Origin of the sequence: Scandinavium sp. M-37 (genome assembly GCF_043558715.1) — a bacterium.
Classification (GTDB): domain Bacteria; phylum Pseudomonadota; class Gammaproteobacteria; order Enterobacterales; family Enterobacteriaceae; genus Scandinavium; species Scandinavium vulneris_A.
In genome coordinates, this window is the sequence record NZ_JBIGIN010000015.1 from 17813 (window position 1) to 34132 (window position 16320).

General features: G+C 52.7%; 18 protein-coding genes and 1 other annotated feature. Of the genes, 7 read left to right on the plus strand and 11 right to left on the minus strand.

Annotated features, from left to right (window positions below; genetic code table 11):
* Positions 1 to 24 precede the first annotated feature (24 nt).
* The 9 genes from btuC to thrS all read right to left on the minus strand — a co-directional run bounded on the left by btuC (position 25) and on the right by thrS (position 8238).
* Positions 25 to 1005, minus strand: coding sequence for a vitamin B12 ABC transporter permease BtuC (gene btuC / locus ACG0Z5_RS12455; RefSeq protein WP_394447776.1), 981 nt, complete (start codon positions 1003 to 1005; stop codon positions 25 to 27).
* A gap of 101 nt (positions 1006 to 1106) precedes the next feature.
* On the minus strand, positions 1107 to 1406 hold the full coding sequence (gene ihfA, locus ACG0Z5_RS12460) for an integration host factor subunit alpha (RefSeq protein WP_006820203.1): 300 nt from the start codon (positions 1404 to 1406) through the stop codon (positions 1107 to 1109).
* A gap of 4 nt (positions 1407 to 1410) precedes the next feature.
* Complete coding sequence (pheT, locus tag ACG0Z5_RS12465) at positions 1411 to 3798, minus strand: phenylalanine--tRNA ligase subunit beta (RefSeq protein WP_394447780.1); 2388 nt, start codon at positions 3796 to 3798, stop codon at positions 1411 to 1413.
* A gap of 15 nt (positions 3799 to 3813) precedes the next feature.
* Complete coding sequence (pheS, locus tag ACG0Z5_RS12470; RefSeq protein WP_319627510.1) at positions 3814 to 4797, minus strand: phenylalanine--tRNA ligase subunit alpha; 984 nt, start codon at positions 4795 to 4797, stop codon at positions 3814 to 3816.
* Between the two features lie 66 nt (positions 4798 to 4863).
* Positions 4864 to 4987, minus strand: a sequence feature (Phe leader region).
* Positions 4938 to 4982: a pheST operon leader peptide PheM gene (gene pheM, locus ACG0Z5_RS12475; RefSeq protein WP_001386830.1), complete on the minus strand. Its 45-nt coding sequence runs from the start codon at positions 4980 to 4982 to the stop codon at positions 4938 to 4940. It overlaps the preceding feature by 45 nt.
* 72 nt (positions 4988 to 5059) lie before the next feature.
* Positions 5060 to 5416, minus strand: coding sequence for a 50S ribosomal protein L20 (gene rplT, locus ACG0Z5_RS12480; protein WP_000124852.1), 357 nt, complete (start codon positions 5414 to 5416; stop codon positions 5060 to 5062).
* A 52-nt stretch (positions 5417 to 5468) separates the two neighbouring features.
* Positions 5469 to 5666: a 50S ribosomal protein L35 gene (gene rpmI, locus ACG0Z5_RS12485; protein WP_001124225.1), complete on the minus strand. Its 198-nt coding sequence runs from the start codon at positions 5664 to 5666 to the stop codon at positions 5469 to 5471.
* Positions 5667 to 5763: 97 nt separating this feature from the next.
* Positions 5764 to 6306: a translation initiation factor IF-3 gene (gene infC / locus ACG0Z5_RS12490; protein ID WP_319627598.1), complete on the minus strand. Its 543-nt coding sequence runs from the start codon at positions 6304 to 6306 to the stop codon at positions 5764 to 5766.
* A gap of 3 nt (positions 6307 to 6309) precedes the next feature.
* Entirely contained in the window at positions 6310 to 8238 is a 1929-nt protein-coding gene (gene thrS, locus ACG0Z5_RS12495) for a threonine--tRNA ligase (RefSeq protein ID WP_319627511.1), read from the minus strand.
* A gap of 302 nt (positions 8239 to 8540) precedes the next feature.
* Here thrS and ACG0Z5_RS12500 point away from each other — a divergent pair, with 302 nt between their 5' ends.
* Entirely contained in the window at positions 8541 to 9764 is a 1224-nt protein-coding gene (locus ACG0Z5_RS12500; RefSeq protein WP_394447785.1) for a mechanosensitive ion channel family protein, read from the plus strand.
* 19 nt (positions 9765 to 9783) lie between these two features.
* On the opposite strand, the gene ACG0Z5_RS12505 is transcribed toward ACG0Z5_RS12500, so the two are convergent.
* On the minus strand, positions 9784 to 10560 hold the full coding sequence (locus ACG0Z5_RS12505; RefSeq protein ID WP_394447788.1) for a LamB/YcsF family protein: 777 nt from the start codon (positions 10558 to 10560) through the stop codon (positions 9784 to 9786).
* Between the two features lie 83 nt (positions 10561 to 10643).
* On the opposite strand from ACG0Z5_RS12505, the gene ACG0Z5_RS12510 reads away from it, so the two are divergent.
* Complete coding sequence (locus ACG0Z5_RS12510) at positions 10644 to 11174, plus strand: DedA family protein (protein ID WP_394447790.1); 531 nt, start codon at positions 10644 to 10646, stop codon at positions 11172 to 11174.
* A 39-nt stretch (positions 11175 to 11213) separates the two neighbouring features.
* Here the strand turns inward: ACG0Z5_RS12510 and ACG0Z5_RS12515 are convergent, their stop codons facing one another.
* Positions 11214 to 11972, minus strand: coding sequence for a YdiY family protein (locus ACG0Z5_RS12515; protein WP_394447793.1), 759 nt, complete (start codon positions 11970 to 11972; stop codon positions 11214 to 11216).
* A gap of 316 nt (positions 11973 to 12288) precedes the next feature.
* Between ACG0Z5_RS12515 and pfkB the strand changes: the two genes are divergently transcribed.
* From pfkB to ACG0Z5_RS12540, 5 genes are all read left to right on the plus strand, one after another.
* A complete protein-coding gene (pfkB, locus tag ACG0Z5_RS12520; protein ID WP_394447796.1) occupies positions 12289 to 13221 on the plus strand; it encodes a 6-phosphofructokinase II in 933 nt (310 codons plus the stop codon).
* A gap of 88 nt (positions 13222 to 13309) precedes the next feature.
* Positions 13310 to 13612, plus strand: a complete 303-nt coding sequence (ghoS, locus tag ACG0Z5_RS12525) for a type V toxin-antitoxin system endoribonuclease antitoxin GhoS (RefSeq protein ID WP_394447798.1) — start codon at positions 13310 to 13312, stop codon at positions 13610 to 13612.
* A gap of 87 nt (positions 13613 to 13699) precedes the next feature.
* Positions 13700 to 14557 (plus strand): fructosamine kinase family protein, encoded by an 858-nt coding sequence (locus tag ACG0Z5_RS12530; protein WP_394447800.1) that lies wholly within the window; start codon positions 13700 to 13702, stop codon positions 14555 to 14557.
* A gap of 461 nt (positions 14558 to 15018) precedes the next feature.
* Positions 15019 to 15660 carry a pilus assembly protein PapD gene (locus tag ACG0Z5_RS12535; protein WP_394447801.1) on the plus strand — a complete coding sequence of 214 codons (642 nt, stop codon included), beginning with the start codon at positions 15019 to 15021 and terminating at the stop codon, positions 15658 to 15660.
* Positions 15661 to 15753: 93 nt separating this feature from the next.
* Positions 15754 to 16248: a CS1 type fimbrial major subunit gene (locus ACG0Z5_RS12540; protein ID WP_394447803.1), complete on the plus strand. Its 495-nt coding sequence runs from the start codon at positions 15754 to 15756 to the stop codon at positions 16246 to 16248.
* Positions 16249 to 16320: the final 72 nt, after the last annotated feature.

Consider the following 16320-nt stretch of genomic DNA (forward strand, 5'->3'; position numbering starts at 1 on the left):
TCCTCTTGGGTTATCAGCTAGCGCTTAACGGCCAGCCCTTAATAGTAGCCAGATAAATACAGGTGCGCCCAGGGTAGCGGTGACGACGCCGATCGGCAACTCTGCCGAGGCCAGCGCCAGACGGGCAATGATATCGGCAAACAACAGCGCCGCGCCCCCAGCCAAAACGCAGGCCGGGAGCAACACGCGGTGATCGGTCAGGCCGCACAGGCGCAGAATATGAGGGATAACCAGGCCTATAAAGCCGATGGCACCGGAGAGCGCCACGCTGACCCCCACCAGCCAGCCTGTCGCCAGCACCAGCAGCCTGCGCCACAGCCATAGCGGCAGGCCCAGTTGCCGGGCGGATGTTTCGCCGAGCGACAGCAAATTCAGCGGCTGCGATTGCAGGCAAATCCAGCCGATAACCGGTAGCAACGCCACCATTAGCCAGCCCTGATGCCAGTCTACGCCGCCAAAGCCGCCCATCATCCAGTACATTAGCTGGCGCAGATCGAAGGATGTCGAAAAATAAACTGCCCAGGTCATCGCCGCGCTACAGATGATCCCCAGCGCCACACCCGCTAATAGCAGACGGCTGGTCGACAGATGACGACGGGCAAAGCGCAACAGGATAACAGTGATAAGCAGTGCGCCCGCGATGGCACACAGGCCCAGCGCCCAGCCGGGCAATAGTCCTTGACCCAGCAGCACAGCAGCAATCAGCCCGACACCAGCGCCGTTAGAGACGCCAAGCAACCCCGGCTCAGCCAGCGGGTTTTCAAACAACGCCTGCATGATAGCCCCGGATACCGCCAGCGCCGCACCAACCAGCACTACCGCTACGGTACGCGGCAGGCGAATCTGCCACACGAACAGGTCACCACGCGGCGTAAACCAATCGCCGGGGGCAATCCACTGTTCACCCGCGCACAGGCTGATGAATACTGCGAGCAAGAGCAGCAACAGTAAAACACCCAGCCATCGCTGGTTTCGTTGCTGCTGGCGTTGGGCGAGTCGTTGCATAGGGTCCTGAAATGATGAGGTGAAGTGTCTGATTTTATTGTGCCTGACGGCCGCAGGAAAGAAAAAAGGCCGCAGGAGCGGCCTTTTTAGTTAATCAGAAATTATTCTGCTTTGGGCGAAGCGTTTTCGACTCGGCTTTTCAACTTCTGGCCGGGTCTGAAGGTCACCACGCGCCGGGCTGTAATGGGAATATCTTCGCCCGTCTTCGGGTTGCGCCCGGGGCGTTGATTTTTATCGCGCAAATCGAAGTTACCAAAACCGGAGAGTTTAACCTGCTCACCGTTTTCAAGAGCGCGACGGATCTCTTCGAAAAACAGCTCTACCAGCTCTTTGGCATCCCGTTTGCTAAGCCCAAGCTTATCAAACAGATATTCTGACATTTCAGCTTTTGTAAGCGCCATAGGTTCAATCCCTCAATGATGCCTGGAATCGCTCTTTTAATGCCTCTACACATTTGGCAACGGTAGCGGCAATCTCCTCTTCTTCGAGTGTACGGCTGGTATCCTGAAGGATTAGGCTAATAGCGAGGCTCTTGAAACCTTCCTCTACGCCCTTACCGCGGTACACGTCAAACAAGTTTACGCCAACTACCTGATTTACGCCAACTTTCTTACACTCGTTGAGAATATCAGCGGCTGGGACGTTTTCAGCCACGACCACAGCGATGTCGCGACGGTTCGCCGGGAAGCGGGAAATCTCTTTCGCCTGAGGAACCACGCGGTCTGCGAGCTTGTTCCACTCCAGCTCAAATACCATCGTGCGACCGTTCAAGTCCAGTTTACGTTCTAGCTCTGGATGAACAACCCCAATGAAACCAATACGTTCGCCTTTCAGATAAATCGCCGCGGACTGCCCCGGATGCAGCGCTGGATTGGCTTCGGCTTTAAACCGGATATCACCGAGTTTGCCGGTCAGTTCCAGAACGGATTCGAGATCGCCTTTTAAATCATAGAAATCAACTGTCTCTTTCGCCAGGTTCCAGTGTTCTTCATAGCGATTACCGCAGATTACGCCGCTCAGCATCACATCCTGGCGGATGCCCAACGGGGCCTGGGTATCCGGCACGAAGCGCAGACCGCTTTCAAAGATACGCACGCGGCTCTGCTGACGGTTCTGGTTGTAGACCACGGTGCCCAGCAGCCCGGTCCACAGCGACAGACGCATGGCCGACATTTCGCTGGAAATTGGACTTGGCAGGATCAGCGCTTCTTCGCCTGGGTGAACAAGCTGCTGCACTTTCGGGTCGACGAAGCTGTAGGTGATCACTTCCTGGTAGCCTTTGTCATTCAGCATGGTTTTCACACGCTTGAGGGACAGGTTAGCCTCGTGATGATGACCCATGATCAGACCCGCCTGAACCGGCGCATCCGGGATATTGTTGTAGCCGTATACGCGGGCCACTTCTTCTACCAGGTCTTCTTCGATTGAAATATCGAAACGCCAGCTCGGTGCAACGGCCTGCCACTGGTCCTGACCTTCAGTCACTTCGCAGCCCAGACGGCGCAGGATATCGCTGACCTGATCATCGGCAATGTGATGACCAATCAGGCGGTCCAGTTTGCTACGACGCAGCGTGATGGTGGCACGTTTCGGCAGCGTGGCTTCGTTCGTCACGTCGATAACCGGACCAACTTCGCCGCCGCAGATATCAACCAGCAGGCGGGTAGCGCGTTCCATGGCTTTGTACTGCAACGCCGGATCCACGCCGCGCTCGTAGCGGTGGGATGCGTCAGTATGCAAACCGTGGCGGCGCGCACGACCGGTGATGGACAGCGGGCTGAAGAAGGCACATTCCAACAGTACGTTTTGCGTTTCGTCATTAACGCCAGAGTGCTCGCCCCCGAAGATGCCACCCATCGCCAGCGCTTTGCTGTGATCGGCAATAACCAGCGTATCCGCGTTCAGTTTGGCTTCGTTGCCGTCCAGCAACACCAGAGTTTCACCCTCTTTCGCCATACGTACTACGATCCCACCGTCAATGCGATCCAGATCGAAAGCATGCATCGGCTGACCCAGTTCGAGCAGCACGTAGTTAGTCACATCAACAACCGCATCGATGGAACGGATCCCGCAGCGACGCAGTTTTTCTTTCATCCACAGTGGCGTAGCGGCTTTAACGTTGATGCCCTTAACCACGCGGCCCAGATAGCGTGGGCAGGCCTCAGCGGCCTCAACCTTGATGGAGACGGTATCGTTGATGGTCGCGGTAACCGGAGCCATTTCTGGTACGTTCAGCGGCTGCTGGTTAAGTACCGCGACGTCGCGAGCCACACCGATAATTCCCAGGCAGTCTGCACGGTTCGGGGTGACGCTAATTTCGATGGTGTTATCATCGAGCTTCAGGTATTCGCGGATATCGGTACCCAGAGGCGCATCCGCTGGCAGTTCGATAATGCCATTGTGATCGTCGGAAATACCCAGCTCGGAGAACGAGCACAGCATGCCTTCGGACGGTTCGCCGCGCAGTTTTGCCGCTTTGATTTTGAAATCGCCCGGCAAAACTGCGCCGATGGTGGCGACGGCCACTTTCAGGCCCTGACGGCAGTTTGGCGCGCCGCAGACGATATCCAGCAGGCGTTCGCCGCCGACGTTGATTTTGGTGACGCGCAGTTTGTCTGCGTTCGGGTGCTGACCGCACTCGACCACTTCACCGACAACCACGCCGTTGAACGCGCCAGCCACCGGCTCTACGCCGTCAACTTCCAGGCCCGCCATCGTGATTTGGCCTGATAGCGCTTCGCTGTCAATTGCCGGGTTAACCCATTCGCGTAACCACAGTTCACTGAATTTCATTGTTCTGTCCTGCCCTTATTTAAACTGTTTGAGGAAACGCAGATCGTTTTCGAAGAATGCACGCAGATCGGTGACGCCGTAACGCAGCATGGTCAGACGCTCCATTCCCATCCCGAAGGCGAAGCCAGAGTAGACTTCCGGGTCAATGCCGACGTTGCGAAGTACGTTCGGATGCACCATGCCGCAACCCAGCACTTCCAGCCACTTGCCGTTTTTACCCATCACGTCAACTTCCGCAGACGGTTCAGTGAACGGGAAGTAGGACGGGCGGAAACGAATTTGCAGGTCTTCTTCAAAGAAGTTACGCAGGAAATCGTGCAGGGTGCCTTTCAGATTGGTGAAGCTGATGTTGGTGTCAACAATCAGGCCTTCCATCTGATGGAACATCGGGGTGTGAGTCTGATCGTAGTCATTACGATAGACGCGGCCCGGCGCAATGATGCGGATGGGTGGCTGCTGGTTTTTCATGGTACGGATCTGTACGCCAGATGTCTGGGTACGCAGCAGACGGGTCGCATCAAACCAGAAAGTGTCGTGGTCAGCACGTGCCGGGTGGTGGCCTGGAATGTTCAGGGCATCGAAGTTGTGATAGTCATCTTCGATTTCCGGGCCAGTCGCCACGGTAAAGCCGAGCTCACCGAAGAAACTTTCAATGCGGTCAATGGTGCGAGTTACCGGGTGAAGACCACCGGTTTCAATGCGGCGGCCAGGCAGAGAAACGTCGATAGTTTCTGCAGCCAGACGGGCATTCAGCGCAGCGCCTTCGAGGTCGGCTTTACGCGCGTTCAGCGCCTGCTGAACCTGCTCTTTCGCTTCGTTGATAACGGCACCCGCAGCCGGGCGTTCTTCCGCCGGCAGTTCACGCAGGGTGGTCATCTGAAGGGTCAAGTGCCCTTTCTTACCCAGATATTCGACGCGCACGTTGTCCAGCGCGGTAACATCTGAAGCTTCGTTAATGGCTGCCTTGGCACTGGCAACCAGCTCTGCGAGATGTGACATGGTTTTCCTCAATAATGTCGGTATAGGTACCGAGACCGATTTGTCCTAACTAATACGAGCACAGATACAAAAAAAGCCTCCCTGGGGAGGCTTTCTGGCGCTGTTTTCCGTTTCGTTTTTCACGCGCTAGCCTCCTGGAATCAGGTGCTAAAGTAAAAAAAGAAGCGGAAAATAGCAGCATTCATGCTTGCATTACCTTGTCTGATACGGTGAGTGTCGGTCCGAACGAAAAGAGGGAGGCAAGCCTCCCTCTTCAACTGGCTTAAGCCAGAGCTGATTTCGCTTTTTCGACCAGAGCGGTGAACGCTACTTTGTCGAATACTGCGATGTCAGCCAGGATCTTACGGTCGATTTCAACAGAGGCTTTTTTCAGGCCATTGATGAATTTGCTGTAAGAAATGCCGTTCTGACGTGCTGCTGCGTTGATACGCGCAATCCACAGTTGACGGAACTGACGCTTACGTTGACGACGGTCACGGTAAGCGTACTGACCAGCTTTGATAACAGCCTGGAAGGCAACGCGGTATACGCGTGAACGCGCACCGTAGTAGCCTTTAGCTTGTTTCAAAATTTTCTTGTGACGTGCACGTGCAATTACACCACGTTTTACGCGAGCCATATGTGCTCTCCTGTCTCTATATTCTTAGTTAAAAAAGTTAAACGTTAACGACTTATGCGTACGGAAGGCACGCGATTACCAGACCCAAATCGCCTTTAGAAACCATGGCTTTTGGACGCAGGTGACGTTTACGCTTAGTAGCTTTTTTGGTCAGAATATGACGCAGGTTAGCGTGCTTGTGCTTAAAACCACCTTTACCGGTTTTTTTAAAGCGCTTAGCAGCACCGCGTACGGTCTTGATCTTTGGCATTTTAATAACTTCCACTTCGCATTGTTGAAAAATGAAACATAGGCGAACAAAGACTGCGAGGCCCGAGGGGCCCCACGGTCAATGCTACTTGAAGGCCTTACTGTTTCTTCTTAGGCGCGAGCACCATGATCATCTGACGGCCTTCGATCTTCGTTGGGAAGGATTCGACTACTGCCAGTTCACTCAGATCGTCACGGACGCGGTTAAGCACTTCCATACCAATCTGTTGGTGGGCCATTTCACGACCGCGGAAACGCAGTGTGATTTTGGCCTTATCGCCCTCTTCGAGAAAGCGTACCAGGCTGCGGAGTTTTACCTGGTAATCGCCATCGTCGGTGCCAGGACGGAATTTAATTTCCTTAACCTGAACAATCTTTTGCTTCTTCTTCTGTTCCTTAGAAGATTTGCTCTTTTCATAGAGGAATTTGCCGTAGTCCATGATTCGGCAAACTGGCGGTTCGGCGTTAGGACTGATCTCTACCAGATCCACTCCTGCTTCTTCAGCTTTTTCCAGAGCTTCTCTCAGACTCACAATACCAAGCTGTTCGCCTTCCAGACCTGTTAAGCGAACTTCCTGAACTCGAATCTCGCCATTGATACGATTCGGACGTGCCGTTTGTACTCGTTTTCCGCCTTTAATACTTTATTCCTCCAGTTGTTGAAGACTACGGCTGCGTATTTCTGTCAGCAGCTTCTCGATCACTTCGTTTACGTCCACAGTGCCGAGGTCTTTTCCGCGACGGGTGCGCACGGCAACTTTGCCTGCTTCAACCTCTTTGTCGCCACAAACCAGCATATACGGGACACGACGTAATGTGTGCTCGCGGATTTTAAAGCCTATCTTCTCATTTCTCAAGTCTGCTTTTACGCGAATGCCTGCATTTTGTAGTTTATGCGTCAATTCGTTAACGTATTCAGCCTGAGAATCAGTGATATTCATCACCACGACCTGCACCGGTGCCAGCCATGTTGGGAAGAATCCAGCGAACTCTTCGGTAAGAATACCGATGAAGCGTTCGATGGAACCCAGAATGGCGCGGTGAATCATCACCGGCACCTGACGCTCGTTGCTTTCGCCTACATAAGAGGCGTTAAGACGCTGCGGCAGGGAGAAGTCCAGCTGTACTGTTCCGCACTGCCAAGCACGATCGAGGCAGTCATACAGTGTAAATTCAATTTTCGGGCCGTAGAAGGCACCTTCACCCAGTTGATACTCAAACGGGATGTTGTTTTCTTCCAGAGCCACGGCCAGATCGGCTTCCGCACGATCCCATGTTTCATCGCTACCGATACGTTTTTCCGGGCGAGTCGACAGCTTGACGACGATTTTCTCGAAGCCAAAGGTGCTATACATATCGTAGACCATACGAATACAGGCGTTAACTTCGTCACGCACCTGGTCTTCAGTACAGAAGATATGTGCATCGTCCTGGGTAAACCCACGAACACGCATCAGACCATGCAGCGCGCCTGATGGCTCGTTACGATGGCAGCTACCGAACTCCGCCATACGCAGCGGCAGATCGCGATAGGATTTTAAACCCTGGTTGAAGATCTGCACGTGGCCCGGGCAGTTCATCGGCTTGATGCAGTATTCACGGTTCTCAGAAGAGGTGGTGAACATCGCATCTTTATAGTTGTCCCAGTGACCTGTTTTTTCCCACAGGACACGGTCCATCATGAACGGGCCTTTCACTTCCTGATACTGGTACTCTTTCAGCTTAGAGCGTACGAAAGTTTCCAGTTCACGGAAAATAGTCCAGCCATCGTTATGCCAGAACACCATACCCGGCGCTTCTTCCTGCATGTGATACAGGTCAAGTTGCTTACCGATTTTACGGTGGTCACGTTTGGCGGCTTCTTCAAGACGCAGCAGATAGGCGTTAAGCGCTTTTTTATCTGCCCAAGCGGTACCATAGATGCGTTGCAGCATCTTGTTATCGCTGTCGCCACGCCAGTAGGCGCCGGCAGTTTTCATCAGTTTGAAGTGATGGCAGAAACGCATATTCGGCACGTGCGGACCGCGGCACATGTCGACGTATTCTTCGTGATGATACAAGCCAGGCTTGTCATCGTGGGCGATGTTTTCATCGAGAATGGAGACTTTGTAGCTTTCACCACGCGATACAAACGTTTCGCGCGCTTCGTGCCAGCTCACCTTTTTCTTGATGACATCGTAGTTTTTCTCCGCCAGCTCGTGCATGCGCTTTTCGAGGGCGTCGATATCTTCCTGAGTCAGGGTGTGGTCAAGGTCAACGTCATAGTAGAAACCGTTATCAATGACTGGGCCGATAGCCATTTTGGTATGCGGCCAAAGCTGTTTGATTGCGTGTCCCAGCAGGTGCGCACAGGAGTGACGAATGATCTCCAGGCCGTCTTCATCTTTCGCGGTAATCAGCGACAGCGTAGCGTCTTGTTCAATGAGATCGGAAGCATCAACCAGCTCACCGTTAACACGGCCAGCGATGGTGGCTTTCGCCAGACCCGGACCAATATCCAGGGCAACATCCATTGGGCTTACCGCATTGTCGTAATGGCGTTGACTGCCATCAGGAAGAGTAATTACAGGCATGTTATATCCTTATTCGCAGTGGTGCCCCGCACGAAAGAGCACATGCAAAACAATTTTTTGAAAAGTTAACAGCAGGGATTACCGGGTTTCTCGCTTCACTCTGCGGAAAAAGACGTCTGAACGATTTATCGCCCTCGGCCAGCCCGATAGGTGCCATTAAGTACCCGGACATACTACACGTCTTAGGCCCGGGTTAAAAGCCCGCCTTTAATTGTGGAAATGTAATAAAAGATTTGAAACATCATGTTGATTGCCAGACAACAGCCTTTTCCCCAACATAACCGCCTTTGACCGGAGCATTTATGCGTCACCTTCTGGCAATTCTCCAACGCTATGGCATCGACCTGAACGACCCTTCATCCCTGTTCATTGTCTTCGGGTATATTTTTATCACCGCCGTGGTGGTGCATTTTATTTTCAAGCTGATCCTGCGCAAAATCGAAAAACACGCAGAAAGCGGTTCAAAACCATGGTTGAAAATATTTGCCCAACATAAATTATTTCATCGCGTATCGCTGATGTTGCAGGGTGTTCTGGTCAATGCGCAATTAATGTTTTATCTGGCGACGGGCAGCCATGCCGGAACGCTACTCAGTATCTGCGCGCAGCTGTGGGTTCTGCTGTTTGCCCTGCTCTCTTTCTTCTCGCTGCTGGACGTTATCCTCAAGCTTTCACGTCAATATCACTTTGCGGGCCAGCTCCCGCTGCGCGGAATTTTCCAGGGGGTAAAACTGGTCGCCGCGTCGATTGTCGCAATCCTGATGATTTCCCTGCTGATTGGTAAATCCCCTGCCATTCTGTTTAGCGGCTTGGGCGCGATGGCGGCGGTATTGATGTTAGTGTTTAAAGACCCGCTATTGGGCCTGGTGGCCGGTATTCAGCTCTCGGCAAATACCATGTTGCATATGGGGGACTGGCTTGAAATGCCGAAATACGGCGCGGATGGCACGGTTATCGATATCGGCCTGACCACGGTTAAAGTACAGAACTGGGATAACACTATTACCACTATCCCGACCTATGCACTGGTGTCTGATGCCTTTAAAAACTGGAGCAATATGTCTGCCTCCGGCGGTCGTCGCATCAAGCGCAGCGTGTTCATCGATAGCACCAGTATTCATTTTATCTCCGCCGATGAGCAGCAGCGTTTGGGCCAGGTTGATCTGCTTAAGCCGTGGCTGAAAGAGCAAAACAAAAAAATGGCCAATTGTGATTCGAAAAACAGCGTACTCAATGGCGAAAGTATTACCAATATTGGCGCCTTCCGCGCATGGCTGACCGAATACCTGCATCAGCATCCAAAAATTCGTAAGGATATGACCCTGATGGTGCGCCAGCTTCCGCCCGGAGCTGAAGGTCTTCCGCTGGAAATTTATGCCTTCACCAACACCGTTGAATGGCTGAAATACGAAGCGATTCAGGCCGATATTTTCGACCATATCTATGCGGTGATTGAAGAATTTGGCCTGCGCATTTACCAGCGCCCTTCCGGGAACGATCTTCGACCTGAAGCGCTGGCCTGCTGATGACGGAGCTCAGGGCGCGTTAGGCGCCCTGCTTAAACGCACGAACCACAATACCTTCAGCATCCAGACGCTGACGAATCTGGCGCGTCATTTCCAGCGCGCCAGGGCTGTCACCGTGAACGCATACTGACTCGGCTCGGATAGCGGTAAATTCGCCCTCGATAGACGTTACGCCTCCTTCCGTTATCATCTGTACCACACGCCGGGCGATTTCCTGTGGATCGTGAATAACCGCCCCGGCTTCACGCCGTGATACCAGGGTTCCATTGCGATGATAAGCCCGGTCGGCGAAAGCCTCCGCCACGGTTTGAATCCCTGACGCCTGCGCCCAACCGATCAACGGTGACCCCGCCAGCACAACCAGAGCGAGGGAATTATCCAGCGCCATTAAGGCATCAATAACCGCCCTTGCCTGTCGTTCGTCGTGGGCAATGGTGTTATACAGCGCACCATGCGGTTTGACGTAACTCACCCGCGTGCCCGCCGCCGCCGCTAATCCCTGCAATGCACCGATTTGATATATGACGTCTGCGGTCAGTTCATCGCTCGCGACATCCATATTACGCCGACCAAAACCGACCAAATCCGGATAAGAGACATGCGCCCCGACGGCAACGCCCAGGCGTTGCGCAGCGCGCAGCGTTTCCAGGATACCTGCCGGAGAACCCGCGTGGAAACCGCAGGCCACGTTGGCACTGCTGATCAGCGGTAAAATGGCGGCATCGTCGCCCATCCTCCACTGACCGTAGCTTTCGCCCAGGTCACTATTTAAATCGATGTATCGCACAACAGACATCTGAGGATCTCCAGACTGTTCGGCTTTCGTTAAGGTTTAACGGTGTATCACTGAATCATCCGTTCTATCACGAGGGACAAAAAATGGACTTCACCGGAATGATACAGACCATCACTGATTTTATCAGCGCTCACCCACAATGGGCACTGGGGGTTATCTTCATCCTGTCGTTTGGAGAATCGCTGGCGTTTATTTCTTTACTGCTGCCCGCCACGGTTATCCTGCTGGCAACCGGGGCACTGATTGGTGAAAGCGAACTCAGCTTTTTCCCGGTCTGGCTGGCTGCGGCGTCAGGCGCGTTTGTCGGCGATTGGCTTTCCTGGTGGATTGGCTTTCATTATAGCCATCGGGCTGTCACCGTCTGGCCGCTATCGCGGAAACCCATGCTCGTACAGCGGGGGCATACTTTTTTTGCGCGTTGGGGCGCATGGGGGGTATTTATCGGGCGCTTTTTCGGGCCACTGCGGGCGGTGGTTCCGCTGGTCGCCGGAATCTGCCGGATGCCGTCGGGGAAATTCCAGCTCGCCAATATCACCTCGGCGATGGTGTGGGCCTTCGGTATTCTGGCGCCTGGCGCCCTGGGCATTCCCTGGCTGGCGAATCTTTTCTCATAACCTAGAAACAATCAGGCCGGATTGCTCCGGCCTGAAAAATTACATCTTGTAGCCCAGCGTCACCGTGGTGCGGCGATCTGTGTGTTCCGGCGCCGAGGCTGGCGGTTCGGAGTTCCAGGTCACGTTGTATGCCACTTTCAGACCAAAATTGTCATTGATAGCAACATCCAGCGCGGTCTCGGAGTTGAGGGTGGTGTCATCCGCACCAAATACCGAGAGGCCCTGTGTGAATTTGGTGGTATCGGTCATCTGCCAGGCGTAGGTACCGGACGCATAACCCAGTGGCTGAGTTTTGGTTTCGCCATTGGTATATTCGTCGTAACGCACACCAGGACCGAATTCAAAACGCAGGCTGTGTACCGGCCCGTTGAGGATCTGACGACCGTAACCCGCGGTGAAGATATCACGCTGACGGTAGCCGTTATAACGGTCTGTCAGCCAACTGGCCTGACCAAACAAATAATCTGCGTCAGTCATGTTGTAACGCGAACGCCCGCCGACTGAATAGGTTTCAGAAGAACGTTCATCGTTAGAAGACGTATTGCTGGCATTTCCCCACAGCGACCATGCGGTGGTGTCGCCGTACCAGGTCAGCGTGGAGTCAGCAGTCAGGGAAGAACTTTTAGTATTGCCAGACTGCGCCAGGTAACCCCCGTTGATCTTACCTTCAAACGGTTTCTTCGCCGCGGAAGGGTCATCCATGACAGTAAAAACGGTATTATCGGCCAGCGCGTTCAATGACGCAAAAAGGCCCCCCGCCAGAACAACGACTGCGGGTACTGTCTTGAAAAGCTTCATTTATTAAGAGTCCGTACAACAAAAAAAGAGACCATTACGGTCCCGGAAACTTTCGCGAGGATCAACGACAGGCGGTCCTAAGAAAGGTAACAAATTATAAAAAGGCGTGAATAACATAGCAATGAATTCTTATTTCATTTTTTGAATAAGAAGGATCTCAAAACAGCTTTTATTTCATATAGCTATCCGGGCAAAAGGTATTGTAAAAATGCGCAAAATCATATCCTTGTCACTTTCTTAAACGGCTTTCAGATGCCAGGCTTACCGCTGACCATTAAATAGGCGACTCGTCAGGGTCATAAATGGAGGTAATCGAATGGTTAAAATCTATACGCTTACGTTGGCACCGTCCCTCGACAGCGCAACGCTGACGCCGCAAATCTATCCCGAAGGCAAACTCCGCTGTACTGCACCTGTTTTTGAACCTGGCGGTGGCGGAATCAACGTCGCCCGGGCCATTACCTTTCTGGGCGGCGAAGCAACGGCGATTTTCCCGGCAGGTGGCGCCACCGGGGAACATCTGGTATCGCTGTTGGCCGAGGAACACGTACCGGCAGAAACGGTACAAGCTCACGACTGGACGCGCCAAAACCTGCATGTGCATGTTGAGACCAGCGGTGAACAGTACCGCTTCGTCATGCCGGGGGCGACGTTAAGTACAGAAGAATTCCACCAACTCGAACAAAAAGTGCTGCAAATAGAAGTTGGCGCCATTTTAGTCGTCAGCGGCAGCCTGCCGCCGGGCGTGGAGGTGTCGAACCTGGTGGCGCTGATTCGCTCTGCACAACAGCATGGGATCCGCTGCGTGGTCGACAGTTCCGGTGACGCACTGGCCGCTGCGCTTGAGGTCGGTGCTATCGAACTGGTCAAGCCGAACCAAAAAGAGCTCAGCGCTCTGGTACAACGGGAATTGACCCAACCTGATGACGTGCGCAAAGCGGCCGAAGAGATTGTTCGCAGCGGCAAGGCAAAGCGCGTGGTGGTCTCACTGGGTCCGCAGGGTGCGTTGGGCGTCGATGCCAGCGGCAGCGTGCAGGTGGTTCCGCCTCCTGTCAAAAGCCAGAGTACGGTCGGGGCGGGTGACAGCATGGTCGGCGCGATGACGCTGAAACTCGCCGAAAATGCACCGCTGGACGAAATGGTTCGCTACGGCGTGGCCGCCGGGAGTGCTGCGACCATCAACCAGGGCACCCGTTTGTGCTCCCTGGAAAACACGCGCAACATTTATGACTACCTGTGCCGACACTGATCGCCCCCGCCGCTGACGTGGCGGGAGTCGAAAAATAACGGTTATCGACTATGCTATCAAAACTCCATGCTTAACAACGAGGTTTCCGATGAGCGGTGATATCACGCGTTACGTGGTGACGGTCAGTTTTCATGAACGGACGCTGACCGAAATTAATGAGCTTAATAATCATCTGACTCGCGCCGGGTTTACGCTGACGCTGAGCGATGACGACGGCAAAGTGCACGATCTGGGCATCAATACCTTCGGGCTTGTCAGCCCACAAAGTGAAGACGACATCAAAGCCCTAACCGTCGGTCTGGCGGAGACCGCCATTGGGCATCAACCTGATGTCACTATCATGACGTTTGAGCACTGGTTGCAAAATAACGCGACCAATACGGCACACTAAAACGCGCAGTTGTGCGTCAGTTCGAGTTTTTCGACTGCATTTATGCACTAACCTTATGATCTGACAGAAAACATGGGGAGAGAGAGCATGTGGCAAGCGATCTGTAGCCTGTTGAAAGAGCACGGAGACGGCGAAATCGAGCTGCGCACCGAGTTGCCGGGGGGCGAAATTCATGCCGCCTGGCATTTGCGCCTTAGCGGTCAGGATTATTTCGTCAAATGCGATGAGCGGGCCATGTTGCCTATCTTCACCGCGGAAGCCGATCAACTTGAACTGCTTTCACGCAGTAACACCGTCGTCGTACCTGAGGTGTACGCCGTGGGCAGTGACCGGGATTACAGCTTCGTGGTGATGGAATATCTCCCTCCCCGCCCGCTGGATGCCCATAATGCGTTTTTACTCGGTCAGCAGCTGGCCCGGCTTCATCAATGGAGCGACCAGCCGCAGTTTGGCCTCGACTTCGACAATGACCTTTCCACGACTCCCCAACCCAACGCCTGGCAACGCCGCTGGTCAACGTTCTTCGCTGAACAGCGTATCGGCTGGCAGCTGGAACTGGCAGCCGAGAAAGGTTTAGCGTTTGGCAATATTGATAGCATCGTGGAGCACATCCACCAGCGATTAAGCTCCCACCAGCCGCAGGCATCCTTGCTACACGGTGATTTGTGGTCTGGTAACTGTGCGCTCGGTCCATCCGGACCCTATATCTTCGACCCGGCCTGCTATTGGGGTGACAGAGAGTGCGATCTGGCCATGCTACCGCTGCACCCGGAACAACCACCGCAAATCTACGATGGCTATCAGTCTGTCTCACCACTGCCGCCGGATTTCCTAGATCGTCAGCCGGTTTATCAGCTCTATACCCTGTTCAACCGTGCCATTTTGTTTGGCGGACAACACCTGGTGAACGCGCAAAAAGCGCTCGACCGGGTACTGGCCGTATAACACTACCCTTCCATCGGATCATGCCAGTCAGTTAATGAACTGACTGGCATTTTTTAAATGTCGCGCGCACTCTGAATATGTTATTTCGTTATTCTAAACTATATCTAAAATCAATTAACAGATAACATACATCAGCATTATTTATAGATAAAAAGCCTTATAATTCATCGTCCGCAAAAACCATCAAGTTGTTAAATAAGCGTAACACCTCACCGAAACAGCCCACACTCATCACCCCACGTTATGATTCACCCTATTCAAGGCTAATTATCATATGTATGATTGCTCGCATTGAAACGGACAACTTTATTTACCTGTCACACAAGGATTAACTCACATCAATTCAAGAGAATTAAACGATGACAAGCATGAGAAAAAAACTTATTGCTGCACAGATTATCCTTGCTGTGAGCGGCACTTTTTTTGCCTGATCAACCTTTGCTAATATTATGGTTTATCCGATGTCGGTAAAAATGAATCAACAAGGCGCCGGACAGATTAAAGTCATCTCCAAATCGAAACAAATTGACTATGTCAAAGCCACGACAAAAAAAATAAATAATCCAGGGACACCCCAAGAGAAAGAGGTCGATGTCGCTCAGGGCGACAGCCAAAACTTGCTTGTTACCCCTGAAAAATTTGCATTGGCTGCGGGCACCACGCGGATCACCCGACTCGTCAACATGAAGACACCAGCGACAGAGCAGGTCTACCGCGTCTACTTCAGCCCTATCTCTAGCCTGGATAACGACGACGCGCCCACCTCCACCGGTGTGAAGAACACCATTGGGGTCAATATTAGCTGGGGGGCACTGGTCTTCGTTCCGCCACTGAAACCAGAAATCAACTTTACTTTTGATGCGCACCAACGGCGCATTAATAATACCGGGACAATTCACATTGAATTATCTCGCATAGGATTATGTCCGACTCGGGATAACGACGCCGGATGTAAATGGACGCCGATCGCAAAAAAAATCTACCCACAGCAATCTTTCACATTACCCACATCCATTCCGGCTGTATCCCAGGGTGTTATTAAAGTGGAATACCGTAACTGGGTGGACAAATCTTCGGCTAAAAAGGAATTTGTAGTGTCCTAAATAAAAAGCCGCAGGTTATTTTATTTAACACATTGTTTTCCAACTCTCCCGCACAATGATTGTGCAAATGAAACTCACTAAAGGATGTTTATTATGAACGCTGTTATGAAATCAGTTATTGCCGCTATCGCTTTTGGTGTTGCGGTAAACGCGTTTGCTGTTGAGAAAGATATCACGGTGAATGCTACCGTGGATTCGACTCTGGATATGACTTTGTCAGACGGCCTCCCGTTACCTGCCAGTGTCGATATGCAGTATACCCCAGGTGTAGGTCTGGCTCCACTGACGCTGGAAACCAAAATCTGGTCAAACGATGCTGCCAAAGATATTAAGGCCAGCATCGCCACCACGCCACTGCTGAGCAATACCACCGGTACAGGTTCAGCGTCACTGGCAGTGAAATTGGGTTCACAGGCCATTACTCCGGTCCCAACCACGCTGTCTTCCCTGGTTCTGTTCCCGACCGGCGAAGTGGATCAGGGTTCTGTCACCCTGCCGCTGGAAATTATGCCAGCCACCGTCCAGCCACTGAACTCAGGTAACTACACCGGTATGGTGTCATTGATCCTCACTCAGGACACTGAATAAGTTTTTAACTGAGTTTTTGGTCATCCAACCTGCCCCCTTATCGACTTCGGGGTGGCAGGTTTTTTTTGAATT